The following is a 24,501-nucleotide window of genomic DNA, read 5'->3' as shown; positions in this document are numbered from 1 at the left end:
CCCGTGATAGAATGGGCGCTCCGCAGGGGGTTGCACCCCTTGCGGGGCGTTCCTGTGTAGATCTCATCTGATAGGAGATGTCTGTGTTGCATAACTATACCAAAAAGGAGCTGATGACCCTCATCACCGGCAAGCTGCGCCGCAACTTCGGCCGGGACGTGGAAGAGGCCACCAGCCAGCATATGTTCAAGGCCTGCGCCATGGTGCTGCGGGACATCATGTCCGAGCGGCAGATGAAGTCCGCCGACAAGGTGGTGGCGGAGCACCAGCGCCAGGTCCACTACCTGTCCCTGGAGTTTCTGATGGGCCGCTCCCTGATGAAAAACGCCTACAACCTGGGAGTGGTGGAGCCGCTGAAGCAGGCCATCGAGGGCCTGGGCTTCTCCGCCGCCGACCTGTTCGAGGCCGAGCCCGACGCCGGCCTGGGCAACGGCGGCCTGGGCCGCCTGGCGGCCTGCTACCTGGACTCCATGACCACCCTGGAGATCCCCGCCACCGGCTACTCCATCTGCTACGAGCTGGGCATCTTCAAGCAGAAGATCGTGGACGGCCAGCAGGTGGAGCTGCCCGACAACTGGCTGGGCCTGGGCGACGCCTGGCTCATTCCCAAGATGGACGAGGTGGAGGAAGTCCGCTTCGGCGGCACGGTGGAGGACGACTGGGACAGCCAGGGCCGCCACCAGATCAAGCACACCGGCTATGACACGGTGCTGGCCGTGCCCCGGGACATGGAGATTGCCGGCTACAAGACCGAGCACGGCAACACCCTGCGCCTGTGGGATGCCAAGAGCCCCACGCCGGTGGACATGAGCCTGTTCTCCTCCGGCCAGTACCTGAAGGCGGTGGAGCAGAAGGCCATGGCCGAGTCCATCTCCAAGGTGCTCTACCCCGAGGACAACCACTACGAGGGCAAGTCCCTGCGCCTGAAGCAGCAGTACTTCTTCGTCTCCGCCACCATCCAGTCCATCGTGCGCAAGCACCGGGCGGAGTACGGCACCCTGCGCAACTTCCACCTCAAGCACGTCATCCAGATCAACGACACCCACCCCACCCTGGCCATCCCGGAGCTGATGCGCATCCTGCTGGACGAGGAGGGGTACGGCTGGGACGAGGCGTGGTACATCACCACACACACCATCGCCTACACCAACCACACCGTCATGGCCGAGGCGCTGGAGCGCTGGCCCCAGCAGCTCATTGAGCGGTGGCTGCCCCGCATCTGGCAGATCCTGAAGGAGATCAGCGGCCGCTATCAGGATGCCCTGACCACCTACTTCCACGGCGATCTGTCCAAGGTGGCCCCCATGGCCATCATCTGGGGGGGCGAGGTGCGCATGGCCAACCTGTGCGTGTGCGCCTGCTTCAAGGTCAACGGCGTGTCCGCCCTCCACTCGGAGATTCTCAAGAAGGACGTGTTCCACGACGCCTACGTCCGCACCCCCGACAAGTTCACCAACGTGACCAACGGCATCGACCACCGCCGCTGGCTCTCCGAGAGCAACCCCGCCCTGGACGCCCTGATCCAGGAGTGCTGCGGCAAGGACAAGTACCTGCTCAAGCCCGAGGCGCTGAAGGAGCTGGAGAAGTTCCAGGACGACGCCGGCGTGCTCACCCGCCTGGGGGAGATCAAGGCGGCCAACAAGAAGGCCTTTGCCGCCTGGGTGCAGCGGGAGAGCGGCATCGTGCTCAACATCGACGCCATGTTCGACGTGCAGGTGAAGCGGCTCCACGAGTACAAGCGGCAGCTGCTCAACGTGCTGCACATCATCTACCTGTACCAGAAGCTGAAGGCGGATCCCCACTTCGACTTCACCCCCCGCACCTACCTGTTCGGCGCCAAGGCGGCCCCCGGCTACGCGGTGGCCAAGCGGATCATCCGTCTCATCAACTCCGTGGCCGACATGATCGCCAAGGATCCCATCTGCAAGGATCGGCTGCAGGTGGTGTTCCTGGAGAACTACCGGGTGAGCCTGGCGGAAAAGCTCATGCCCGCCAGCGAGCTCTCCGAGCAGATCTCCACCGCCGGCAAGGAGGCCAGCGGCACCGGCAACATGAAGTTCATGATGAACGGCGCGGTGACCATCGGCACCCTGGACGGCGCCAACGTGGAGATGCACCAGGTGCTGGGCGACGAGAACATCTTCCTCTTCGGCCTGAAGGCCCATGAGGTTGCCGAGATGAAGGAAAAGGGCTACAAGTCCTATGAGTACTATGTCCACAACCCGGAGCTGCGGGCCGTGGTGGATCAGCTCAATGTGGGCTTCGGCGACGGCGTGACCTATGAGGACATCGCCCGCCGGCTGCTCTTCGGCGACGGCGGCATGGCCGACGAGTACCTGCTGCTGGCCGACTTCGAGAGCTACCGGGACGCCCACGTCCGGGCGGGCCTGGCCTACCGCGATCCCAAGCGGTGGAACAAGATGGCTCTCATGAACATCGCCCGATCCGGCATCTTCGCCGCCGACCGCTCCATCCGGGACTACGCCCGGGACATCTGGAACGTGCCGGTGCGCGCCATCAAATAAGGATTCTCCCACCATGGGCGGCCCCTGCGGGCCGCCCTTTTTGCTCCCGCTTTTTTTCGCTTTCGATGCAATCATTTCCCCCTCTGCGCCGCTATTCTAAATAGAAGGGAGTGAACAGCATGCCCACGCTGAACGGCGTCCCCCTCTCCTGCGAGGAGATCCTGGATCGCTACGGCGCCCTGGTGTACCGTCTGGCGGTGCAGGGCACCGGCAGCCCTGTGGACGGGGAGGACGTGGCCCAGGAGGTGTTCGTGAGCCTGATCCAGTCCGACCCCCGCTTTACCGACGAGCTGCACCTGCGCGCCTGGCTGGTGCGGGCCACGGCCAACCGGTGCAGGAGCTGGGGCACCTCCGCCTGGCGGCGGCACACCGTCCCCCTGGCGCAAGGGTGGGACGCCCCCGCCCCCTCGCCGGAGGGCCTGGGCGTGCTGGAGGCGGTGGCCGCCCTGCCCGCCAAGTACCGCTGGCCGGTGTACCTCCACTATATCGAGGGGTACACCGCCGAGGAGATCGGCACCATCCTCCGCTGTCCCCGGAACACAGTGCTCTCCCGGCTCCAGCGGGCCAGGAAGAAGCTGAAAGACGCGCTGAAGGAGGAATGGACATGAGCCGTGTCAATGACTACCGCAGGGCCATGAACGGCCTGCGCCCCTCCCCTGACTGGCGGCGGCGCACCCTGGCCGCCATGGAGGAGGCCGCCGCAGGCACGCGCCGGGCCCGGCCCGCCCGCCATCCCCTCCGCTGGGCCGCAGCCGCGGCGGTGTTTGTGGCGGTCTTTTTGGGGGCCGTGTGGTGGAACCTGCCCCGGCAGGGGACGGTGGCACCCGTCCACACCCCCGGCGTGGCCCGCACTCCCGCGCCGGCCTACACCCCACCCGACGACGTGTGGTTCCTGCCCGACGCCGCCTACTGGCTCGGCTCCACCTTCAGCATGACCTATTTCCCCTCCGACCGCACGGCGGCTCCCGATGCCGGGCGCTATCTGGATGCCTTCCCCAGCCTGCCGGTCTACGACAACCGAACCACCGGCCTGGATGACGTCCGCCCCATCGGGCAGCGGGTGGCCGGGGCCCTGGGCACCGCCGTGGTGAGCGACAGCTGGGACGCGGGGGAGGGCTGCGGCCGCTACCAGGCCGTCCTGGCCGACGGCTCGGAGCTCACCCTCCAGGGCCGCACCGATCTCCACGTGGAGCTGCCCCCCGGCGCGGACGCGGGCACCGTTCAAAGGGCGCTCGAAGCCCTGAACACCCCCGCCGGGGAGAGTGAATTGGAGCAGGAGTTCCTGGCGGAGGCTCTTCTGGACATGAGCTATGCCGAGGATCTGTCCTACTGCGACTGTACGGTCATTCCGGAGGCATACACCCGCCATTCCATCCGCCCCGCAGAGGAGGCCGTGGCCCTCTTCCTCTCCGGCGACTACTGGAGCGCCATGCATACGGCCTACCCGGAGCAGGCGGAGATTCTGGAGGTGCGCCTGACCTATCTGACCGAGCCCTATATGGAGCAGCTCCAGCCCGTCTACGCCATTTACTTCACCCAGGACTATTGGGAGGTTTATGAGGACGGCACAAACTGGATGGGTTCGGATTACGCCGCGTGGCCCGCAGGGATGATCCCGGCGGCGGTGGCCTATGTCCCCGCGGTGGAGGGGCTAACCTTCCAATACCGCTCCGATGAGGGGAGGGATCTCCACCGCACGCCTGCCGTCACGGATGACGTGTGGAGCCTGTCCGACGCCGGGGGCTGGATCACCATCGTGGAGGATCCCGCCCAGCAGATGGGCGGCAACCCCACGCAGGGCCGCCTGGACGAGCTCACCGAGCTGCCGGTATACTACAACCAGAAGCCCACCGAGGGTCAGCAGACAATCCACATGGAGGCCCTGGCCGGGGAGCTGGGGCTGACCGTCACCTCCAGCCGATGGCATGAGGGCACGGCGGAGCCCTCCCAGGGGTGGTCTCCCTCCCTGTGGGCCGACTGCGCCGATGGCTCCACCCTCCGCCTCTACGGACTGTACACCCTGGATCTTCTGGGAGACGCGCCCCCGCCGGAGGCCCTGTACGGTCTGTACGATACAGCGGCGGACTCCGCCCTGTGGAGCACGGAGACTGCGGAGGAGTACAGCTACGACGGCACGCAAAGCACCAGCCGGATCTGGTTTTATGACGACCCCGGCGCCTCTCTGGAGCAGCAGCTCTACAACTACAGCTTCCTCCGCTTCTCCACCACGGAAAGCGGCGGCGCCCGGCTGATGCTTCCGCCTGCGTACATCTGGGACACCTATCCTATCTGCACGGCGGCGGAGGCGGTGGCCCAATTCCGCTCCGGCGACTACTGGAGCACCATGGAGACGGCCTATCCGGAGCGGGCGGAGATCCTGCAGGTCACGCTGGAGTACGCCGCTGAGGACTACCAGGCCTTCTTCCAGCCTGTGTACCGCATCCTCTTCACCCAGGACTACTGGGATGCCTATCTGGCCGAGTGGATGGGCGATGGGGCGGATGCCTCCCGCTTCACCGGGGTGGCCGCGGCCTACGTGCCCGCCGTGGACGGGCTGGACTTCCGCATGTACGCCAACGACACGGAGGTACACCGCACCCCCTCCTGAGCTTCTTCCGCAAATCGTCAGAAATCCGTCACGGTTTTTTCACACCTGCCCCTCCGCATTCTGGTATACTGCGGAAAAAAGGAGGGATCGCCAATGACAGAACAGGATGCCGCCGCCATCCGGCGGAAAACCGCCCGGCTGCTGGCCGCGGTGCTGCTGGGGCTGGCCCTGCTGGCCTTCGGGTGCTTCTGGTTCTGGTGCTCCCTGTTCGGCTGGCCGGCGGCGCTCCGCCACGGCAACCCCAACCTCAGCCCCCAGGCCGCGGCGGAGCAGCTGGAGAGCGGTGGCCTGGCCCGGCTGGAGGCGGGCGCCTATTACGAAGTGTCGGAGGGCTCCGGCCTGGGGGCGCTGCTCCAGGCGGACAGCTGGACTCCTGCGGAGTCCTTCCGGCCGGAGGGGGCGGAGCTGGCCCTCCGCTTTGGGGAGCGCTACGAGCTCTATCTCTGCGCCGACGGCCGGGCCGCCTTCTACGACGGCTACGCCCCCGGGGATATTCGGCTGTGGAGCTGCTACAGCCTCCCCGCCGAGGCGGTGGCCAACCTGGTGTCCACCCTGCCGGAGCGGGCTGTCTCCACCCAAGAGCCATACGGCACCTTCACCTATTAAACATACAGGCCCGGCCCCTGATGGGGGGCCGGGCCTCAGCGTGTCGAAAAAGCGGCAAAGCCGCTTTTTCGAGAAAGATTGCATGGTGGAAGGGGTTCGTTTTCTTGCGAAAAAGTCACCCCTTTCACCATGAGAAGTGTCATTTCCGACGCACATGTCGCCGGAAATGACGGATTTTGATTTGATTCCTGCGGCTGCGACCGCAGGAACTCTGCGAGGCTTTTCCTCACGGAGGGTTTATCGACGGCCTGAGGCCCGGCCCCTGATGGGGGGCCGGGCCTTGACTTTATATCCAGCGGGGCATAGAATAATTGCAACTATACTCTGAGGTGACTGTTTCATGCCCGCTTATTTAGACAACGCCGCCACCACACGGGTCTGCCCCGAGGCCGCCCGGGCCGCCCTGGAGGCCATGACCGAGGGGTTCGGCAACCCCTCCGCCCGCTATGCCGCGGGTCAGGCCGCCGCCGCCCGAGTGGCGGAGCACAGGGCCGCCGTCGCCTGCCGCCTGGGCTGTGACCCGGCGGAGCTCACCTTCACCTCCTGCGGCACCGAGGGGGACAACTGGGCCGTTCGGGCCGCCGCGGAACACGGCAGGCGGCAAGGCAGGCACATCATCACCACCGCCATCGAGCACGCCGCCGTGCTGGAGCCGGTAAAGGCCCTGGCCGCCCAGGGGTATGAGGTGACCTATCTCAAGCCAGACCGGGCGGGCCGCGTGTCCGTGGACGAGCTGCGCGCCGCTCTGCGGGAGGACACGGTGCTGGTGTCCATGATGCTGGTGAACAACGAGCTGGGCACCCTCCAGCCGGTGGCCCAGGCCGCCCAGGCCATCCGGGACGCCGGCTCCCCCGCCCTGCTCCACTGTGACGCGGTGCAGGGGTTTCTGAAGGTGCCCTTCACCCCGGCCCGGCTGGGGGTGGATATGCTCACCCTCAGCGGCCACAAGCTCCGCGCCCCCAAGGGCATCGGCGTGCAGTACATCCGAAAGGGGCTGAACCTGAAGCCCCTGCTGCTGGGGGGCGGGCAGGAGAGCGGCCTGCGTTCCGGCACCGAGCCCACCGCCCAAATCGCCGCCCTGGCCGCCGCCTGCGATTCCTGGGGGGAGGACTATCCCGCTCGGATTGGGTCTCTGAAGGAATACGCCCTGGAGGCCCTCTCCGCCCTCCCCGGCCTGGAGATCGTCAGCCGGGGGGACGCCCCCCACATCTGCGCCGTGTCCCTGCCTGGCTACCCCAGCGAGATGCTGGTGCGGGCTCTGTCCGACCTGGGGGTGTATGTGTCCTCCGGCTCGGCCTGCCACAAGGGCAAACCCAGCCACGTGTTCGCCGCCCTGGGCCTGCCCAAGCGCACCCTGATGGGGGTGCTGCGCATCTCCTTCGGCCCGGACAACACCAGGGAGGACGTGGACGCCCTGGTGGACGGCCTGAAGCAGACCGCCGCCTCCCGCGTCAGTCTGTAATTCTGTCTGGAAAGGAGCCCTGCCCCATGCGTATCACGGTTTTGATCGAGAACTCCGCCCCCGAGGGGCTGGTTGCGGAGCACGGCCTGTCCTTTTACCTGGAGTACCGGGGCGGCCGCTATCTGCTGGACGCCGGGGAGTCCGGCGCCTTCCTGCTCAACGCCCAGCGGCTGGGGGTGGATCTGTCCCGGGTGGAGGCGGCCGCCCTGTCCCACGGCCACTACGACCACGGGGACGGCTTCACCGCCTTTTTCCGGGTGAACCGGACGGCGCAGATCTGCGCCCGGCCCGCGGTGGTAGAGGACGACGTGCTCCACGGGGAGCACGTGGGGCTCAACCCCGGCCTCTTCCGCCGCCACGCCCGCCGGTTTGATCTGGACGACGGCCCCCGGGCGCTGGTGGAGGGGCTCCACCTGATCCCCGACGCCGTCCGCCATGAGCAGTCCCTGGCGGCGGAGACGGCCGAAGGGCTGGTGGTGCTCAACTCCTGCTGCCACGCCGGCGTGGATCACATCCTGGACGGCATCCGTGTCCGCTTCCCCGGCCGGCCCATCCGGGCGGTGCTGGGGGGCTTCCACCTGATGGGGAAAGGCGGCACGGCCACCCTGGGCCCCGCGCCGGAGGAGGTGCGGGCCCTGGCCCGCCGCCTGCGGGACGAGCTGGACGTGAGGGAGATCTGCACCGGCCACTGCACCGGCGCCCCCGCATACGCCCTGCTGGCGGAGGAACTGGGAGGCCGCCTGCGCCCCCTCACCACCGGCGCGGTGTTTGAGTACCCCGACTGAAGCTGTAAAAATATCCGGGCAGAACCAAGGGTTCTGCCCGGATATTTTTACAGCTCCCGCTCCATTCTGATGTCGGAGAGTTGAAACCATTTGTCAGAATACGTCGTGTATTCAAATCCAAACTTCTCGTACAGGCTCAGGGCGGCTTTCAGCTTGTGGTTGGAGGTGAGCACCACCCGCTTCTGCCCGGCGTCCCGGGCGGCCTGGAGGGCGGCCTCCATCAGGGCATTCCCCACGCCCCGGCCCCGGTATGCCTCCCGAACCCCCAGCTTGAGCAGCTCGCACTGCCCCTCGCCCTGGAGCTCCACCATCACCATGCCCACGATCTCCTCCCCGCAGCGGGCCAGCAGTACCCGGCCTCCGTCGGCCACAAAGCGGTGGGGCTCGGCCAGCATCTCCAGATCCACCGGCTCCAGCAGATCATACTCCAGCAGCCAGGGCAGGGAGATGTCCTCCAGCGCCGGCTTGTAGCGCTCCTCAAAGTCGATAATCTCCACGGGCAGTCGCTCTTCCACAGGCCGCCCCTCCTTTGTCTGTATTTTGGGGGCTGCGCCCCTCTGGTTCTCTTATCATATCATTCCGCGCCTGTCCCGTCAACGGCGGTATTCCGGCAGTCCGCCCCCGGGATTGCTTGATTTTCCCTCGTTCACATTTAATTTACAACCGCACCTCTTGACATTTCCCCGGGACAGTGTTACATTATGTTTAGCACTCAAGGAGTATGAGTGCTAAAACTATGAAAGGGTGGCCGGAATGGATTTGACTGAACGAAAAAAGCGGATTCTCCGCGCCATCATCGAGAGCTATATCCAGTCGGCGGAGCCGGTAGGCTCCAAGGCCATCGCCTCCTCCATCGGCATGGAGGTATCCTCCGCCACCATCCGCAACGAGATGGCGGATCTGGAGGCCATGGGCCTGCTGGAGAAGCCCCACACCTCCGCTGGGCGCATCCCCTCTCCCAAGGGCTACCGGCTCTACGTCAACGAGCTGATGGAGGAGCACAAGCTCTCCCTGCAGGAGACCGAGCGCATGAACCAGGCCCTGCGCCTGAAGATGCAGGAGCTGGACCGGGTGCTGGATCAGGCGGGCCGGGTGGTGTCCCGGCTGACCAACTACCCCGCCTTCGCCCTCTCCTCCGGCATGGACAAGGTGACCATCCGGCGCTTTGACCTGCTGATGGTGGAGCACAACGCCTTCATCATTGTGGTGATGACCGACACCAACGTGGTGCGCAACCGGCTCATCCGCCTGCCCTCCGATCTGACGGAGGCCCAGCTGCAGATGCTCAACACCCTGCTGAACACCACCTTCACCGGCCTGACGCTGGCGGAGATCACCCCGGAGCTGATGCGGGTGGCCCAGCACGCCGCCGGCGAGGCCTATGGGCTCATCTCCCTGGTGGTGTCCTTCGCCATGGAGGTGCTGGAGGGCCTGGAGCAGCGCCGGGTGCATACCTCCGGCCTGGCCCATCTGCTGGAGCTGCCCGAGTACCAGAGCCTGGATCGGGCCCAGCCCCTGATGAGCTATCTGTCGGAGGACAGCGATCCCGCCCGCTTCCCCGTCCCCAAGGACGACCCCATGAAGATCCTCATTGGCCCGGAGAACGTGGCCGACGCCTTAAAGGACACCAGCGTTGTGGTGGCCAGCTATGACATCGGCGAGGGGATGCGGGGCGTCATCGGCGTGGTGGGCCCCACCCGCATGGACTATGCCAAGATAACCGCACGCCTGTCCTACCTGGCGGAGGGTCTCTCCCGGCTGTTCGGCCAGGGGGGAGCTGCCCCAGGGCAGGGACGACGAGAAATAGGAGATGATGACATCCCATGAGCGAGCAGAACGAGAAGAACGTGGAAAAGAACGAGGCCGCCGCTCCGGAGGCCGCTGACCAGGCCCAGGAGGCCGTCCAGCCCCAGGAGGAGCAGGCCGAGTCCCCCAACCCCCTGCTGGAGGAGCTGGAGACCCTGAAAAAGAACCTGAGCGACCAGGAGGACAAGTACCTCCGTCTGGCCGCCGAGTATGACAACTACCGCCGCCGCAGCCAGAAGGAGAAGGAGTCCGCCTGGGCGGATTCCAAGGCGGAGACCGCCGCCGCCTTCCTGCCGGTGTACGACAACCTGGAGCGGGCCCTCAAGCAGGAGACCGCCGACGAGGCCTTCAAGAAGGGCGTGGAGATGACCATGACCCAGCTCAAGGAGATCCTGGCCAAGCTGGGCATCGAGGAGATCCCCGCTCTGGGTGAGACCTTCGACCCCAACCTCCACAACGCCGTGATGCACGTGGAGGACGAGAGCGCCGGGGAAAACACCATCGTGGACGTGTTCCAGGCCGGCTTCAAGTCCGGGGACAAGGTGATCCGCTTCGCCATGGTCAAAGTGGCCAATTAGAATTGAAACTTGACAATTGAGAATTGATAATTTCCGGTTTGGAGTTCTAATTTTCAATTATCCATTATCAATTTTGTTAAAAAGAATTTTCTATATATGGGAGGAACTGAATTATGTCTAAGATTATTGGTATTGACCTTGGTACCACCAACTCCTGTGTGGCTGTGATGGAGGGCGGCGAGGCCGTCGTCATCCCCAACGCGGAGGGAAACCGCACCACCCCGTCCGTGGTGGCCTTCTCCAAGGACGGCGAGCGCATGGTGGGCCAGGTGGCCAAGCGCCAGGCCATCACCAACCCCGACCGCACCATCATGTCCATCAAGCGTGAGATGGGCTCCAACTACAAGGTGAACATCGACGGCAAGGCCTACACCCCCCAGGAGATCAGCGCCATGATCCTCCAGAAGCTGAAGGCCGACGCCGAGGCCTATCTGGGCCAGACCGTCACCGAGGCGGTCATCACCGTGCCCGCCTACTTCACCGATGCCCAGCGCCAGGCCACCAAGGACGCCGGCAAGATCGCCGGCCTGGACGTCAAGCGCATCATCAACGAGCCCACCGCCGCCGCCGTGGCCTACGGCGTGGACAAGGAGCAGTCCCAGAAGGTCATGGTGTACGACCTGGGCGGCGGCACCTTCGACGTGTCCATCCTGGACATCGACGACGGCGTCATCGAGGTGCTGGCCACCGCCGGCAACAACCGCCTGGGCGGCGACGACTTCGACAAGTGCGTCATGGACTGGATGGCCGCCGAGTTCAAGAAGGACACCGGCATCGACCTGACCGGCGACAAGGTGGCCATGCAGCGCCTGAAGGAGGCCGCCGAGAAGGCCAAGATCGAGCTGTCCGGCGTCACCTCCACCAACATCAACCTGCCCTATATCACCGCCGACGCCACCGGCCCCAAGCACCTGGACCTGACCCTGACCCGGGCCAAGTTTGACCAGCTCACCGCCCACCTGGTGGAGGCCACCAGCGGCCCCGTGAAGCAGGCCATGAGCGACGCCGGCCTGTCCGCCAGCGAGATTGCCAAGGTGCTGCTGGTGGGCGGCTCCAGCCGCATCCCCGCCGTGCAGGACATGGTGAAGAAGCTCACCGGCAAGGAGGGCTTCAAGGGCATCAACCCCGACGAGTGCGTGGCCCTGGGCGCGGCCCTGCAGGGCGGCGTGTTCACCGGCGACGTGAAGGGCCTGCTGCTGCTGGACGTCACCCCCCTGTCCCTGGGCATTGAGACCATGGGCGGCGTGATGACCAAGCTGATTGAGCGCAACACCACCATCCCCACCAAGAAGAGCCAGATCTTCACCACCGCCGCCGACAACCAGACCAGCGTGGAGGTTCACGTGCTCCAGGGCGAGCGCGAGATGGCCCAGTACAACAAGACCCTGGGCCGCTTCAACCTGGACGGCATCGCCCCCGCCCGCCGCGGCGTGCCTCAGATCGAGGTCACCTTCGACATCGACGCCAACGGCATCGTCAACGTGTCCGCCAAGGATCTGGGCACCGGCAAGGAGCAGCACATCACCATCACCTCCTCCACCAACATGTCCAAGGAGGACATCGACAAGGCCGTCAAGGAGGCCGAGCAGTTCGCCGCCGAGGACGCCAAGCGCAAGGAAGAGGTGGACGTCCGCAACCAGGCCGACCAGGTGATCTACCAGACCGAGAAGGCCCTGGAGGACGCCAAGGACAAGATCAGCGCCGACGACAAGGCCAGCGTGGAGGCCGCCCTCAACAAGCTGAAGGAGGCTATGAAGGGTACCGACGTGGAGGCCATCAAGGCCGCCACCGAGGAGGCCAGCAAGGCGTTCTATCCCATCGCGGAGAAGATGTACCAGCAGACCGGCGCCCAGGGCGGCGCGCAGCCCGGCCCCGACATGGGCTCTGCCCAGGCCGGCGGCGCCACCAACACCGACCCCAATGTGGTGGACGCCGACTACGAGGTCGTGGACGACGACGGCAACAAGTAATGAAAGGGAACGCAGCGGCGGGGGCCTGCCCCCCGCCCTGCGGCGTTCCATCCTGCGGTATGGCGGGGGCTTGCCCCCGCCGCTTTCCGCGTAAAGAGGTGAGAGAAACCAATGCCTGAACAGAAGCGCGATTATTATGAGGTCCTGGGCGTGTCCAAGGGGGCCAGCGACGAGGAGATCAAGAAGGCCTACCGGAAGAAGGCCAAGCAGTACCACCCCGACCTGAACCCCGGCGACAAGGACGCCGAGGCCAAGTTCAAGGAGGTCAACGAGGCCTATGAGGTACTCTCCGACAAGGAGAAGCGCTCCCGCTACGACCAGTTCGGCCACGCCGGGGTGGATCCCAACTTCGGCGCCGGCGGCCCCGGCGGCGGGTTCGGCGGCTTCGGCGGCTTCGATATGGGCGACATCGACCTGGGCGACATCTTCGGCTCCTTCTTCGGGGGCGGCTTCGGCGGCGGCGGTTCCAGCCGCCAGCGCACCGGCCCCATGAAGGGGGATACCCTGCGGGCCTCGGTCACCATCTCCTTTGAGGAGGCCGCCTTCGGCTGCGAAAAGGAGCTGAACCTGACCCGTACCGAGCCCTGTGACGAGTGTCACGGCACCGGCTGCGCCCCCGGCACCACGGCGGAGATCTGCCCCGACTGCCACGGCAGCGGCCAGATCCGCATCCAGCGGGGCGGCGGGGCCTTTACCTTCGCCACCACCACCACCTGCCCCAAGTGCGGCGGCAGGGGCAAGATCATCCACCAGCCCTGCAAGAGCTGCGGCGGCACCGGCAATGTGCGCAAGCAGCGCCGCATCACCGTCACCATCCCCGCCGGCATCGACAACGGCCAGGCCGTGTCCCTGCGGGGCCAGGGCGGCGCGGGCAAAAACGGCGGCCCGGCGGGGGATCTGCTCATCAGCGTCACCGTGCGGCCTCACCCCTTCTTCAAGCGGGACGGCACGTCGGTGTATCTGGAGCATCCGGTCACCTTCCTCCAGGCCACCCTGGGGGCGGAGCTGGAGATCCCCACCATCGACGGCAAGGTCAAGTGGACTCTGCCCGCCGGCACCCAGCCCGACACCACCTTCCGCCTGCGGGGGAAGGGCATCCCCAGCGTCAACGGCCGCGGACGCGGTGATCAGTATGTCACCGTGAAGGTTCAGGTTCCCACCAACCTGAACCACGAGCAGAAGGAGGCGCTGCGTGCCTATGGCGAAGCCATGGGCGAGATTCCACCCAGTCCGGTGGACAGCGTAAAATCTTTCTTTGACAAAAAGAAGAAGAAGAAATAAAATAGAAGGACGAGCGTATGCCCGTCCTTCTATTTTTTGGATTTCCGAGAGGTGACCGCCTATGAATCCCGTCCACTATCTGGTCTATCTCTTTCCCATCGCCACCCTGCTGGCGCTGTTCGCCTTCTTCTACTGGTACTGGGGCACCCAGCGCGCCCCCCTGGCCAAGCGCCTGATCACGCCTCCCGAGGAGGCGCCCCGGGAGCAGCCCCGCTTCACCTTCGCCGGCAGATGCCATCCCCTGGTGCGGCGGGACGCCATTCCCATCCTCCTCATCACCGCCGTGTATGCCGTCACCGCCTTCGCCCACCTGGGCTCCCTCCGGGCGCCCCAGAGCGCCTGGGACTTCGGCAGCGGGGAGTCGGCCACCTTCTCCCTGCCCGAGGCGGTGCAGGTGTCCCAGCTGTGGTATTACCCCAACCTGGGCACCGGTAAGTACCAGGTGGAGATCTCCGAGGACGGGGTGACCTGGCTCACCCTGTGGAGCCGGACGGAGACGGATGAGGCCGGCAGCGAGGAGACCGTCTATTACTGGGCCGACTCCACCGGCTACGGCGAGAGCTTTGCCATGACCCAGAACTACAACCAGCTCTTCAAGTGGAACGAGATCGTCTTTGAGAACCCCCAGTATATCCGCTACCTGCGCATCACCGGGCAGGCCAACAAGGGCCTGCTGGAGCTGGGGGAGGTGGCCCTGTTCGACATGGCGGGGAACCGGGTGGAGGTGCCCGGCTCGGTCAGCCCCCTGTTTGACGAGCAGGACATGGTGCCGGACAAGCCCACCTACTACGACGAGGCCTATTTTGACGAGATCTACCACCCCCGCACCGCCTGGGAGCACATCCGGGGCATTGAGCCCTACGAGATCTCCCACCCGCCCCTGGGCAAGCTGATCATGGGCGTCGGCATCCGCCTCTTCGGCATGACTCCCTTCGGCTGGCGGTTCATGGGCACCCTATTCGGGGTGGGGATGCTGCCCCTGCTGTACGTGTTCCTGAAAAACCTGTTCGGCCGCACCTCCATCGCCACCTGCGGCACCATCCTGCTGGCGGCGGACTTCATGCACCTGACCCAGACCCGGCTGGCCACCATCGACACCTACGCGTTTTTCTTCATCCTGCTGATGTACTGGTTCATGTACCGCTATCTCACCCTGCCGGCGGGCACCCCCTTCCGGAAATGCGCCCTGCCCCTGTTCCTGTCGGGGCTGTTCTGGGGCATCGGGGCGGCCTCCAAGTGGACGGTGATCTACGGCTGCACCGGGCTGGTGGTGCTCTACTTCATCGGCCTGTACCAGAAGGTGCGGGACTGGCCGGCGGAGCAGCCCGGCAGGGTGAAGTGGGTCTTCCAGATCCTCGGCTTTTCCGTGCTGGTGTTCGCCGCCATCCCGGCGGCCATCTACACCCTGTCCTACCTGCCCTATGCCATGTCGGAGGGGGACACCAGCCTCACCGGCCTCATCGGCGCCATGTGGGAGAACCAGAAGTATATGCTCTCCTACCACAGCGGCGTCACCGACTCACACCCCTACGCCTCCCGCTGGTACCAGTGGCTCTTTGACATCCGGCCCATCCTGTACTATATGGACAACGATGTGGCGGGGTACACCACCCGCTTCGCCGCCTTCGTCAACCCGGTGGTGTGCTGGGGCGGCCTGCTGGCGGTGGCCTCCTGCGCCGTGCAGGCGGTGCGCCGCCGCTGCGCCAGGGCCCTGTTTATCTTCATCGGCTACCTGGCTCAGCTGGTGCCCTGGTTCTTCATCGGGCGCATCACCTTCGCCTACCACTACTTCCCCTCCGTGCTCTTCCTGGTGCTGGCCCTGTGCTACGTGTTCCACACCCTGGCGGAGCGGGAGGAGATGGTGAACTGGAAGCCCGCCATGTTCGCCGTCACCGGTGGGGCCGTGGGGCTGTACGCCCTGTTCTACCCCGTGCTGGTTGGCATCCAGATCCCCACCTGGTACAGCAACAATGTGCTGGGGTGGTTCCCGAGCTGGCCGTTTTAGGCTTCAAACAAGCGGCAGGGCCGCTTGTTTGAGCGGTTTGCAGCCCTCTGCGCGCAAGTTTTGCCCGCTGAACGCGGACAAAACTCACACTTGCGGGCTGAGAAGTGTTTTCCCCGACGCACATGTCGCCGGGGAAAACGGATTTTGATTTGATTCCTGCGGCTGCGGCCGCAGGAACTCTGCGAGGCCGCACACCGCAACTATTCACTCTATGATTCACTCTTTCCTGTCTCCCCGAGGTGTCTGTTATGTATCTCACCGATTACCACACCCACAGCAGCATGTCCTTCGACGGCCACGCCCCCATGGCGGACATCGCCGCCGCGGCGGAGCGGGCCGGGCTGGACGAGCTGTGCATCACCGACCACTGCGACTTTCTGGACGAGCACGGCCGCCCCAACCGGGCCTATGACTGGGACGGGGCCTGCGCCCAGTACCGGGAGGCCCTGGCGGCCTGCAAGCCGGGCTTCACCCTCCGGCTGGGGCTGGAGTTCGGCATGTCCCACCTGGATCCGGCGGCGGCAGCGGCCATCTGCGCCCGGCCGGAGGCGGACTTCATCCTGGGCTCCATCCACAACCTGTGTCCGGAGAAGGGGGGCACCGACCTCTACGTGGTTCCCTACCCCGACGAGGCGGCCTGCTGCGCCGCCCTGGACGACTACTTCGCCTCCATGGCCCTGCTGGCTGACACCGATTTCTACGACGTGCTGGCCCACATCATCTATCCCCTGCGGTATATGGAGGTACCGGTGTCCCTGGAGCCCTATTACGGCCGCATCCGGGCCATCCTGCGCACCGCCGTGGAGAAGGGCCGGGGCATGGAGATCAACACCTGCCGGGGGCACACCATCGGGGCGTGGAAGCCCATTCTGGAGCTCTACAAGTCCTGCGGCGGGGAGATCGTCACCGTGGGCTCCGACTCCCACACCCCCCAGGATGTGGGCAAGGGGGTGGAGGCGGCCTGCGCGCTGCTGTCCGCCTGCGGCTTCCGGTATATCTGCACCTATGAGAAACGCAAGCCTGTATTTCACAAACTGTAAGGAGGAGAATCACATGATCGCACTGGGCTGTGACCACGGAGGGCTCGCCCTCAAGCGCCACGTGATGGAGTACCTGGACGCCCGCGGACTGGCGTATCACGACTTCGGCTGCTATACCAATGAGAGCTGCGACTACCCCGACTTCGGCCGGGCCGCGGCGGAGGCGGTGGCCTCCGGCGAATGCGACCGGGGCATCGTCGTCTGCACCACCGGCATCGGCATCTCCATCGCCGCCAACAAGGTGAAGGGTATCCGCTGCGCCCTGTGCAGCGAACCCCTGTCCGCCGAGATGACCCGGCGGCACAACGACGCCAACATGCTGGCCATGGGCGGCGGGATGATCGGAAACAACATGGCCGACCGGATCCTGGACGCCTTCCTCAACACGGAATTTGAGGGCGGCCGCCACCAGCGCCGGGTAGACAAAATCGAGGGATAACACAAATACGCAAAAAACAGCAGCGGTTTGCACCCACGCAAACCGCTGCTATTCTTTTGCACGCATGGCGTCTACCATCCGGGACAGGGCCTCCGCCTCCCGCTCGGTATGGGTGGTCAAGGATAGCGGAACCTCCCAGCGGGAACTCACGGGAAACGCTTTGCCGCGCTATGGCAGCCCGACAAAAAAATCCTGATATTCAGCATGGAAGATTTCCTTCATTGCGACCAGTTCGCTCACCTTGATGTTCATCCGGTTGGTCTCCAGTTTTGCATAGGTGCTCTTGGAAATATTCAGCCCCATCAACTGGAGTTTTGCCACTGCCTGATCCTGGGTCATGCCAGCAGCTTTCCGCAAGCGCTGGATATTGTGCCCGATATCCAGATCTGGCCGTATCTTCTGCATAACGACACCCGCAATTCGCAATAAAGAATTTTACGGGTTGAGTTTATCCGGTTCCTCTGTTACAATGTTTCGTAATAACGAATTTTTTAACTGAGGGAACTTGTTTATGATGAAATGGCCTATGTGGGTACTGGTTGTCATTGGAGTCGCTGCGGTTTTGCTCTGCCTGATTTCCGCCCTCTTTCTCCAGCCGTGGATCGGGGAATACGGGCTGTTCCTAATCCTCCCTGGGGCGGCGGTATTTATCTGCCTCAATCCAGAGCTGTGGAGAGGGGAATAGCGGCGACAGCCCCTCATTTGAATGCGCAACACCCCGGCCCCGGAACCGTTTGGTTCCGGGGCCGGGGTGTTCTGTTTCAGATTCAGAGCAGGCAGCGCCCGCCCTGATCCACATAGTGGGCGTCGGCCCGGATGGTGAGGGCCCGGGGGCCGTCCCCCTCGAAGTACAGGCGGATGCCCTCCACGGCCACGTCCCGGGGCTCCGGCCCCTGGTGGGGCGGCAGGACAACCACCCGGCTCCCCCGCTCCTCATCCCCCTCCATGGCCTCCACCCGGACGGCCACCCGCCGACCGGGGAGCACCCCCTCCAGGCGGAGGGCGCACTCCAGCGCCTGCCCGCCGTCGGGGCGCAGGGCCCCCAGGCGGCAGACGGTCAGGCCGCCCTCCAGCTCCAGCTGGCGTTCCAGCATGGGAAACCACCTCCATGGGATTCATACGGTGACAAATCCACACCGTATGTAGCGCAGGGGCGGCCCGCTCTATTGTATGCTCACCGGATCTGTCCGGTGCCGTAGACCACATACTTGGAGCTGGTCAGCTCCTCCAGGCCCATGGGGCCCCGGGCGTGCATCTTCTGGGTGGAGATACCGATCTCCGCCCCCAGGCCGAACTCGAAGCCGTCGGTAAAGCGGGTGGAGGCGTTGACGTACACCGCCGCGGCGTCCACCACGTCCAGGAACCGCTGGGCGGCGAAGTAGTCCCGGGTGACAATGGCCTCGGAGTGGCCGGTGCCGTGGGCGGCGATGAAGTCCACCGCCTCGTCAAAGCCGGACACCACCTTGACGGCCAGGATGTAGTCGCCGAACTCGGTGTCCCAGTCGGCGTCCTCGGCGGGCTTGACGAAGTCCCCCAGGATGGCCCGGGTCTCGGGGCAGCCCCGCAGCTCTACGTTTTTGGTCTGGAGCAGCTGCCACGCCATGGGCAGGAAGTCCGGCGCCACCGCCCGGTCTACCAGCAGGCACTCGGCGGCGTTGCACACCGACGGTCGGGAGGTCTTGGCGTTGTGAATGATGCGGGCGGCCATGTCCAGGTCGGCCCCCTCGTGGACATAGACGTGGCACACACCCACGCCGGTCTGGATCACCGGCACCCGGGCGTTTTTCACCACGCTCTGGATCAGCCCCGCGCCCCCGCGGGGGATGAGCACGTCCAGATACTCCGTCAGGCCCATCAGCTCGTTGGCGCTCTCCCGGCTGGTGTCCTCCACCAGGGCCACGCAGTCCCGGGGCAGGCCGGCGGACTCCAGGGCGTCCCGCAGGACGGCCACGAAGGCCTTGTTGGACCGGAAGGCCTCCTTGCCGCCCCGGAGAATCACCGCGTTGCCCGACTTCAGGCACAGGGCGGCGGCGTCCACCGTCACGTTGGGCCGGGCCTCGTAGATGATGCCGATGACGCCCAGGGGCACCCGGCGCCTGCCGATGAGAAGCCCGTTGGGCCGTGTGTCCATCTTCACCACCTGGCCGATGGGGTCTGGGAGGGCGGCCACCTGCCGCACCCCCTCCACAATGCCGGCGATGCGGCCCTCGTCCAGGGCCAGCCGGTCTACCAGGGCCGGGCGCATGCCGGCGGCCTTCGCCGCCGCCAGATCCTCGGCGTTGGCGGCCAGAATTTCGGCCTTTCTGGCCTCGATGGCCCGTGCCGCCACCTCCAGGGCGGCGTTCTTCGCGGCGGTGCCCGCCACCGCCAGCACCCGTCCGGCGTTCCTGGCCGCCAGGCCCTGGGTCTCCAGTATGGTCATAAAAATCCCTCCTTGTTGTCCACGGGTCCGCGGCCTATCGCGGCCCTGCATTGTGTGAATGTCATGATGTACCGGCCTGCCCCGGAAATGCGGGCGCACACGCAGGCGCGCCCCTGCGGCACGGGTGGGGCCCATGTGCAAGGCCCTCCCATTCTTTGTAGGGGCCGACCTGTGTGTCGGCCCGCCCCGGAGATGCGGGCGCACACGCAGGTGCGCCCCTACGGGCTGGTATCAGGATGTCAGGCAGACGGTGCGGCCGTGCTCAGCCCTGCCCCCGCCGGGCGGAGAACCGGGTACCCACGTCCTTTCCGTCCACGATGTCGTACAGGGCCTCCATGCGGCTGCCGTTGGCGATCACCATGTCGATGCCCGCCTCCAGGGCCAGCCGGGCGGCGTGGAGCTTGGTGGCCATGCCGCCGGTGCCCCGCCAGGTGCCCGCGCCGCCGGCCATGGCCTCCAGCTCGGGGGTGACGGCCTCCACGTGGTGGATCAGCTTCGCGTCCGGGTGGGTGCGGGGGTCGGCGTCGTAGAGGCCGTCGATGTCGCTGAACAGCACCAGCAGCTCCGCCCCGCACAGCCGGGCCACGATGGCGGACAGGGTGTCGTTGTCGCCCAGCACCTTGGCCTGGCCGGTCTCGATCTCCGCTGAGGACACCGAGTCGTTCTCGTTGACCACCGGGATCACCCCCAACTCCAGCAGGGCCTCAAAGGTGTTGCGCAGGTGCTCCGACCGGATGGGGGACTCCACGTCCTCCCCGGTGAGGAGGATCTGGGCCACGGTGCGGTTGTACTCGGCAAAGAGCTTGTCGTAGATATGTACCATCATGCACTGGCCCACGGCGGCGGTGGCCTGCTTCATCCGCAGCTCGCGGGGCCGCTCCTCCAGCCGCAGCTTCTTGGTGCCGATGCCGATGGCGCCCGAGGACACCAGCACCACCTGATAGCCCATGCCCTCCAGATCCGAGAGCACCCGGGCCAGCTTTTCCATGTTCTGCAGGTTGAGGCTCCCGGTTTCCCGGGTCAGGGTGGACGTGCCCACCTTCACCACCAGCCTGCGGGGGTTCTGCTGTTTCACTTGCTTCACGCTCCTCCTTGGTGTCCCTTTCATCATACCACAGCCGGCCGCTACAATAAAGTGGAAATCCAAACGGACGGCAGAGAAACCTGTCGGAAAGAAAACTGGCTGTTTCAGTACTTTTTTACACTTTTAAGGTTGAAATCCTTCCGGTTTTGGAGTACAATATCGTCCGCTGACCAGGGAGTAAGCGGGAGGAGGCGCGAGGTTGCTCAATATTGTGCTGTTTGAGCCGGAAATTCCCCAAAACACGGGAAATATCGCACGAACCTGCGCGGTGACGGGCACCCGTCTCCACCTGATCAAGCCTCTGGGCTTTGACATCAGCGACAAGGCGGTCAAGCGGGCCGGTCTGGACTACTGGCACCTGGTGGACGTGCGGGTGTATGAGAACCTGGACGACTTCTTCGCCAAAACCGGCGCGGAGGACATCTGGCTGGCCACCACCAAGGCCCCCCGGCCCTATACCCAGGCCGTCTTTCGGGATGAGTGCTACCTGATCTTCGGCAAGGAGACGGCGGGCCTGCCGGAGGAGTTCCGGCGCGCCCACGCCGCACGCTGTATCCGCATTCCCATCCGGGCGGAGGCCCGGTGCCTGAATCTATCCAACGCGGCCGCGGTGCTCACCTATGAGGCGCTGCGGCAGCTAAACTTCCCCGGCCTCGCCGGGGAGGGCGAGATGAAAGGAGAGGCTCTATGAACTACAACAAGAAGACCGTCAAGGACATCGACGTGGCCGGCAAGAAGGTTCTGCTGCGCTGCGACTTCAACGTGCCCCAGGATAAGGCCACCGGCGCCATCACCGACGACAAGCGCATCGTGACCGCCCTGCCCACCATCCGCTACCTGCTGGAGCAGAAGGCCGCTGTGATCGCCTGCTCCCACCTGGGCAAGCCCGTGGCCACCTTTGACTCCTATGTGAAGAAGCAGGCCGAGAAGGGCAAGGATCCCGCCTCCATCACCGAGGAGGAGTGGAAGAAGTCCCTGGCCAAGCTGTCCCTGGCCCCTGTGGCCAAGCGGCTGAGCGAGCTGCTGGGCCAGGAGGTCATCATGGCCGCCGACGTGGTGGGCCCCGACGCCACCGCCAAGGCCGCCGCTCTCCAGCCCGGCCAGATCATGCTGCTGGAGAACACCCGCTTTGAGAAGGGCGAGACCAAGAACGACCCCGAGCTGGCCAAGAAGATGGCCTCCATGGCCGAGGTCTATGTGTCCGACGCCTTCGGCGCCGTGCACCGCGCCCACGCCTCCACCGCCGGCGTGGCCGCCTACCTGCCCGCCGTGTCCGGCTTCCTGATCCAGAAGGAGCTGGAGATCATGGGCGGCGCCCTGGCCAATCCCAAGCGGCCCCTGGTGGCCATCCTGGGCGGCTCCAAGGTGTCCTCCAAGATCGGCGTCATCAACAACCTGCTGAACATCGCCGATACCATCATCATCGGCGGCGGCATGTGCTACACCTTCGCCAAGGCCATGGGCGCCAGCGTGGGCAAGTCCCTGCTGGAGAGCGACTGGCTGGACTACTGCAAGGAGATGATGCAGAAGGCCAAGGACAAGGGCGTCAAGCTGCTGCTGCCCGTGGACGGCCTGGCCGCCACCGAGTTCTCCGCCGACGCCGCGGCCCATCCGGTGGACGGGGTGGACATCCCCGACGACATGATGGGCATGGACATCGGCCCCAAGACCATCGAGCTGTACACCGACGCGGTGAAGAACGCCGGCACCGTCATCTGGAACGGCCCCATGGGCGTGTTTGAGTTCCCCGCCTTCGCCGAGGGCACCCGCGCCATCGCCAAGGCCCTGGCCGAGTCCGACGCCATCACCATCGTGGGCGGCGGCGACTCCGCGGCCGCCGTGGCCCAGCTGGGCTATGCCGACAAGATGACCCACATCTCCACCGGCGGCGGCGCCTCCCTGGAGTTCCTGGAGGGCAAGGAGCTGCCCGGCGTGGCCTGCCTGCTGGATAAGTAAACGGCGTGCAGGCGCCGCCGCGCGAGCGTAAGCGAGCCGCGCCGTCAGGCGCGCCCAAGCGTTTTGGCCAACGGCCAAAACCTTGCCGCAGGGCGAATTCACTTCGCCCGAGGATGTGAAATCAATGGGTACCCGGCAGAGCGGAGCTCTGCTGGGATGCGCCTCCCTGGAGTTCCTGGAGGGCAAGGAGCTTCCCGGCGTGGCCTGCCTGCTGGATAAGTAAAAGGCCCGCGATTCCATGCATGGCCGGCAAAGGGGTCGGCCGGTAAAATAAAATACAGAAGTGAAGAAAGGGGTTCGTCCTACCCATGAACAGGAGATACCGTAAGACGATTATCGCTGGAAACTGGAAGATGAACAAGACGCTGAGCGAGACCAAGGCCTTTGCCGAGGAGCTCAAGCCCCTGCTGGGCCGCCCCAACTGGTGCGAGGTAGTCCTGTGTGTGCCCTATGTGAACATCCAGGCTGCCGTGCGCATGTTCAAGGAGTGCCGGGTGTCCATCGGCGCGGAGAACTGCCACTTTGAGTCCCACGGCGCCTACACCGGCGAGGTCTCTCCCGAGATGCTCAAGGAGCTGGGTGTCAAGTACGTGGTCATCGGCCATTCTGAGCGCCGCCAGTACTACAACGAGACCGATTTCACCGTCAACAAGAAGGTGCACGCCGCCCTGGAGGCCGGCCTGTACCCCATCGTCTGCGTGGGCGAGAGCCTGGAGCAGCGGGAGCTGGGCGTCACCATGGATCTCATCTCCTACCAGGTGAAGGCCGCCCTGTCCGGCGTGCCCGCCGAGAAGATGCGCCACGTGGTCATCGCCTATGAGCCCATCTGGGCCATCGGCACCGGCAAGACCGCCACCGCCGAGCAGGCCGGCGAGGTGTGCGAGGCCATCCGCACTGTGATCCGCAAGCTGTATGGCGCCCGGGTGGCCCGCAGCGTCACCATCCAGTACGGCGGCTCCATGAACGCCAAGAACGCCCATGAGCTTCTGGCCCAGCCCGACGTGGACGGCGGCCTCATTGGCGGCGCGTCTCTGAAGGCCCCCGATTTTGTGGAGATCGTCAACGCCGCCAACCAGGAGCAGTAAGCCGTCCACGTCGGGCGGTGATACGGGAACCCAACGAGAGCCCAGCGGAGCGGGTCTCGTTGGGAGAGGAGGAGCAAGGGAGCGGAGTGCAGCTTTCGCCGTCAGGCGGAAGCGGAGCAAAGCGGACTTTGCGACGACGAGGACGGCGGCCTGATCGGCGGCGCGTCTCTGAAGGCCCCCGACTTCGTGGAGATCGTCAACGCCGCCAACCAGGAGTGAGAAGCGCGGAGGGTAGGCGCATAGGGGAGCTAAGGCAGGGCGCAGGCGAAAAAACAGGCGACGGGCGCTGCCCGGAGCGGCATTTTTCGCGGAGCCCGGACTTAGCGACCCGGCTATGCGCCCAACCCGCAGCGTGACAGTGAGAAGCGCGGAGCCGTCGGGAGCGTGCCCCCGCAAAACGGACTTTGCGGCGACGAGTTCGCCCGCCTTGTGTGCAAGAGAAGTTTAGATTCGAGGTTATTATGAGTAAGACACCGACTACCCTGATCATTATGGACGGCTTCGGCCTGTCTGACGAGCGGAAGGGCAACGCCATTTCCGCCGCCAGCAAGCCGAACCTGGACAAGATTTTTGCCGAGAACCCCGGCTGCAGGCTGTCCGCCTCCGGGCTGGACGTGGGCCTGCCCGAGGGCCAGATGGGCAACTCCGAGGTGGGGCACACCAACATCGGCGCCGGCCGGGTGGTGTTCCAGGATCTGCCCCGCATCAGCCGTGCCATCGAGGACGGCAGCTTTTTTGACAACGACGCCTATGTGGAGGCCATGGACGACTGCAAGGAGCGGGACGGTTCCCTCCACCTGATGGGCCTGCTGTCCGACGGCGGCGTCCACAGCCACATCACCCACCTGT

General features: G+C 65.3%; 21 protein-coding genes and 2 pseudogenes. 18 read left to right on the top strand and 5 right to left on the bottom strand.

Features of this window, described 5'->3' with window-relative positions; all coding sequences use genetic code 11:
* Window positions 1-77: 77 nt before the first annotated feature.
* From QZ378_RS02880 to QZ378_RS02855, 6 genes are all read left to right on the top strand, one after another.
* Entirely contained in the window at window positions 78-2,525 is a 2,448-nt protein-coding gene (locus tag QZ378_RS02880; RefSeq protein ID WP_291257237.1) for a glycogen/starch/alpha-glucan phosphorylase, read from the top strand.
* A 119-nt stretch (window positions 2,526-2,644) separates the two neighbouring features.
* Window positions 2,645-3,133 (top strand): sigma-70 family RNA polymerase sigma factor, encoded by a 489-nt coding sequence (locus QZ378_RS02875; protein ID WP_191380160.1) that lies wholly within the window; start codon window positions 2,645-2,647, stop codon window positions 3,131-3,133.
* The gene (locus QZ378_RS02870) at window positions 3,130-5,133 is read left to right on the top strand and encodes a hypothetical protein (RefSeq protein WP_291257236.1); all 2,004 of its coding nucleotides are present in this window, start codon (window positions 3,130-3,132) and stop codon (window positions 5,131-5,133) included. Before QZ378_RS02875 ends, QZ378_RS02870 begins: the two co-directional genes overlap by 4 nt.
* Window positions 5,134-5,226: 93 nt before the next feature.
* Entirely contained in the window at window positions 5,227-5,739 is a 513-nt protein-coding gene (locus QZ378_RS02865) for a hypothetical protein (protein WP_291257235.1), read from the top strand.
* Between the two features lie 340 nt (window positions 5,740-6,079).
* Window positions 6,080-7,201, top strand: coding sequence for a cysteine desulfurase family protein (locus tag QZ378_RS02860; protein WP_291257234.1), 1,122 nt, complete (start codon window positions 6,080-6,082; stop codon window positions 7,199-7,201).
* A gap of 26 nt (window positions 7,202-7,227) precedes the next feature.
* Complete coding sequence (locus tag QZ378_RS02855) at window positions 7,228-7,986, top strand: MBL fold metallo-hydrolase (RefSeq protein ID WP_291257233.1); 759 nt, start codon at window positions 7,228-7,230, stop codon at window positions 7,984-7,986.
* 47 nt (window positions 7,987-8,033) lie between these two features.
* Here the strand turns inward: QZ378_RS02855 and QZ378_RS02850 are convergent, their stop codons facing one another.
* Window positions 8,034-8,501 (bottom strand): GNAT family N-acetyltransferase, encoded by a 468-nt coding sequence (locus QZ378_RS02850; RefSeq protein ID WP_087237818.1) that lies wholly within the window; start codon window positions 8,499-8,501, stop codon window positions 8,034-8,036.
* A gap of 238 nt (window positions 8,502-8,739) precedes the next feature.
* Between QZ378_RS02850 and hrcA the strand changes: the two genes are divergently transcribed.
* The 7 genes from hrcA (at window position 8,740) to rpiB (ending at window position 17,105) form a co-directional block, all read left to right on the top strand.
* Window positions 8,740-9,813 carry a heat-inducible transcriptional repressor HrcA gene (gene hrcA / locus QZ378_RS02845; RefSeq protein ID WP_291257232.1) on the top strand — a complete coding sequence of 358 codons (1,074 nt, stop codon included), beginning with the start codon at window positions 8,740-8,742 and terminating at the stop codon, window positions 9,811-9,813.
* Window positions 9,810-10,370, top strand: coding sequence for a nucleotide exchange factor GrpE (grpE, locus tag QZ378_RS02840; RefSeq protein WP_291257231.1), 561 nt, complete (start codon window positions 9,810-9,812; stop codon window positions 10,368-10,370). The genes hrcA and grpE overlap by 4 nt, the downstream gene beginning before the upstream one ends.
* Before the next feature lie 113 nt (window positions 10,371-10,483).
* Complete coding sequence (dnaK, locus tag QZ378_RS02835) at window positions 10,484-12,340, top strand: molecular chaperone DnaK (RefSeq protein WP_291257230.1); 1,857 nt, start codon at window positions 10,484-10,486, stop codon at window positions 12,338-12,340.
* Window positions 12,341-12,451: 111 nt separating this feature from the next.
* Window positions 12,452-13,621 (top strand): molecular chaperone DnaJ, encoded by a 1,170-nt coding sequence (gene dnaJ / locus QZ378_RS02830; protein WP_087237826.1) that lies wholly within the window; start codon window positions 12,452-12,454, stop codon window positions 13,619-13,621.
* Between the two features lie 61 nt (window positions 13,622-13,682).
* Window positions 13,683-15,626: a phospholipid carrier-dependent glycosyltransferase gene (locus QZ378_RS02825; RefSeq protein ID WP_291257229.1), complete on the top strand. Its 1,944-nt coding sequence runs from the start codon at window positions 13,683-13,685 to the stop codon at window positions 15,624-15,626.
* Between the two features lie 248 nt (window positions 15,627-15,874).
* Entirely contained in the window at window positions 15,875-16,666 is a 792-nt protein-coding gene (locus tag QZ378_RS02820; protein ID WP_291257228.1) for a PHP domain-containing protein, read from the top strand.
* Between the two features lie 13 nt (window positions 16,667-16,679).
* Window positions 16,680-17,105 (top strand): ribose 5-phosphate isomerase B, encoded by a 426-nt coding sequence (gene rpiB / locus QZ378_RS02815; protein WP_087237832.1) that lies wholly within the window; start codon window positions 16,680-16,682, stop codon window positions 17,103-17,105.
* Window positions 17,106-17,273: 168 nt separating this feature from the next.
* On the opposite strand, the gene QZ378_RS02810 is transcribed toward rpiB, so the two are convergent.
* The 4 genes from QZ378_RS02810 to proB all read right to left on the bottom strand — a co-directional run bounded on the left by QZ378_RS02810 (window position 17,274) and on the right by proB (window position 20,638).
* Window positions 17,274-17,510, bottom strand: coding sequence for a helix-turn-helix transcriptional regulator (locus tag QZ378_RS02810; protein WP_087238270.1), 237 nt, complete (start codon window positions 17,508-17,510; stop codon window positions 17,274-17,276).
* Window positions 17,511-17,872: 362 nt separating this feature from the next.
* Window positions 17,873-18,199 carry a hypothetical protein gene (locus QZ378_RS02805; RefSeq protein WP_191380201.1) on the bottom strand — a complete coding sequence of 109 codons (327 nt, stop codon included), beginning with the start codon at window positions 18,197-18,199 and terminating at the stop codon, window positions 17,873-17,875.
* A gap of 80 nt (window positions 18,200-18,279) precedes the next feature.
* The gene (locus QZ378_RS02800; RefSeq protein WP_291257227.1) at window positions 18,280-19,527 is read right to left on the bottom strand and encodes a glutamate-5-semialdehyde dehydrogenase; all 1,248 of its coding nucleotides are present in this window, start codon (window positions 19,525-19,527) and stop codon (window positions 18,280-18,282) included.
* Between the two features lie 262 nt (window positions 19,528-19,789).
* Window positions 19,790-20,638, bottom strand: coding sequence for a glutamate 5-kinase (proB, locus tag QZ378_RS02795; protein ID WP_191380199.1), 849 nt, complete (start codon window positions 20,636-20,638; stop codon window positions 19,790-19,792).
* A 172-nt stretch (window positions 20,639-20,810) separates the two neighbouring features.
* Here proB and QZ378_RS02790 point away from each other — a divergent pair, with 172 nt between their 5' ends.
* From QZ378_RS02790 to QZ378_RS02770, 5 genes and pseudogenes are all read left to right on the top strand, one after another.
* The gene (locus QZ378_RS02790; protein ID WP_087237840.1) at window positions 20,811-21,302 is read left to right on the top strand and encodes a tRNA (cytidine(34)-2'-O)-methyltransferase; all 492 of its coding nucleotides are present in this window, start codon (window positions 20,811-20,813) and stop codon (window positions 21,300-21,302) included.
* Window positions 21,299-22,567 carry a phosphoglycerate kinase gene (locus QZ378_RS02785; protein ID WP_291257226.1) on the top strand — a complete coding sequence of 423 codons (1,269 nt, stop codon included), beginning with the start codon at window positions 21,299-21,301 and terminating at the stop codon, window positions 22,565-22,567. The genes QZ378_RS02790 and QZ378_RS02785 overlap by 4 nt, the downstream gene beginning before the upstream one ends.
* A gap of 308 nt (window positions 22,568-22,875) precedes the next feature.
* Window positions 22,876-23,652, top strand: coding sequence for a triose-phosphate isomerase (gene tpiA, locus QZ378_RS02780; RefSeq protein WP_087237844.1), 777 nt, complete (start codon window positions 22,876-22,878; stop codon window positions 23,650-23,652).
* A gap of 120 nt (window positions 23,653-23,772) precedes the next feature.
* Window positions 23,773-23,871, top strand: a pseudogene (locus tag QZ378_RS02775) (triose-phosphate isomerase); the annotation flags it as partial.
* Window positions 23,872-24,113: 242 nt separating this feature from the next.
* Window positions 24,114-24,501, top strand: a pseudogene (locus QZ378_RS02770) (2,3-bisphosphoglycerate-independent phosphoglycerate mutase); the annotation flags it as partial.

Origin of the sequence: Flavonifractor sp., from assembly GCF_019422385.1 — a bacterium.
Lineage (GTDB): Bacteria > Bacillota > Clostridia > Oscillospirales > Oscillospiraceae > Flavonifractor > Flavonifractor avistercoris.
The sequence above is the reverse complement of the archived record's forward strand: the minus strand, read 5'-3'. Positions and strand labels throughout refer to the sequence as shown.

What these genes read in the sequence shown, in the direction of transcription:
- QZ378_RS02810 (WP_087238270.1), bottom strand. Translation starts at nt 17,510, where the DNA reads ATGCAGAAGATACGGCCAGATCTGGATATCGGGCACAATATCCAGCGC.
- QZ378_RS02800 (WP_291257227.1), bottom strand. Translation starts at nt 19,527, where the DNA reads ATGACCATACTGGAGACCCAGGGCCTGGCGGCCAGGAACGCCGGACGG.
- grpE (WP_291257231.1), top strand. Translation starts at nt 9,810, where the DNA reads ATGAGCGAGCAGAACGAGAAGAACGTGGAAAAGAACGAGGCCGCCGCT.
- QZ378_RS02860 (WP_291257234.1), top strand. Translation starts at nt 6,080, where the DNA reads ATGCCCGCTTATTTAGACAACGCCGCCACCACACGGGTCTGCCCCGAG.
- QZ378_RS02805 (WP_191380201.1), bottom strand. Translation starts at nt 18,199, where the DNA reads ATGCTGGAACGCCAGCTGGAGCTGGAGGGCGGCCTGACCGTCTGCCGC.
- QZ378_RS02855 (WP_291257233.1), top strand. Translation starts at nt 7,228, where the DNA reads ATGCGTATCACGGTTTTGATCGAGAACTCCGCCCCCGAGGGGCTGGTT.
- tpiA (WP_087237844.1), top strand. Translation starts at nt 22,876, where the DNA reads ATGAACAGGAGATACCGTAAGACGATTATCGCTGGAAACTGGAAGATG.
- proB (WP_191380199.1), bottom strand. Translation starts at nt 20,638, where the DNA reads ATGATGAAAGGGACACCAAGGAGGAGCGTGAAGCAAGTGAAACAGCAG.
- QZ378_RS02785 (WP_291257226.1), top strand. Translation starts at nt 21,299, where the DNA reads ATGAACTACAACAAGAAGACCGTCAAGGACATCGACGTGGCCGGCAAG.
- QZ378_RS02820 (WP_291257228.1), top strand. Translation starts at nt 15,875, where the DNA reads ATGTATCTCACCGATTACCACACCCACAGCAGCATGTCCTTCGACGGC.
- QZ378_RS02870 (WP_291257236.1), top strand. Translation starts at nt 3,130, where the DNA reads ATGAGCCGTGTCAATGACTACCGCAGGGCCATGAACGGCCTGCGCCCC.
- QZ378_RS02875 (WP_191380160.1), top strand. Translation starts at nt 2,645, where the DNA reads ATGCCCACGCTGAACGGCGTCCCCCTCTCCTGCGAGGAGATCCTGGAT.
- dnaK (WP_291257230.1), top strand. Translation starts at nt 10,484, where the DNA reads ATGTCTAAGATTATTGGTATTGACCTTGGTACCACCAACTCCTGTGTG.
- dnaJ (WP_087237826.1), top strand. Translation starts at nt 12,452, where the DNA reads ATGCCTGAACAGAAGCGCGATTATTATGAGGTCCTGGGCGTGTCCAAG.
- QZ378_RS02865 (WP_291257235.1), top strand. Translation starts at nt 5,227, where the DNA reads ATGACAGAACAGGATGCCGCCGCCATCCGGCGGAAAACCGCCCGGCTG.
- rpiB (WP_087237832.1), top strand. Translation starts at nt 16,680, where the DNA reads ATGATCGCACTGGGCTGTGACCACGGAGGGCTCGCCCTCAAGCGCCAC.
- QZ378_RS02825 (WP_291257229.1), top strand. Translation starts at nt 13,683, where the DNA reads ATGAATCCCGTCCACTATCTGGTCTATCTCTTTCCCATCGCCACCCTG.
- hrcA (WP_291257232.1), top strand. Translation starts at nt 8,740, where the DNA reads ATGGATTTGACTGAACGAAAAAAGCGGATTCTCCGCGCCATCATCGAG.
- QZ378_RS02880 (WP_291257237.1), top strand. Translation starts at nt 78, where the DNA reads ATGTCTGTGTTGCATAACTATACCAAAAAGGAGCTGATGACCCTCATC.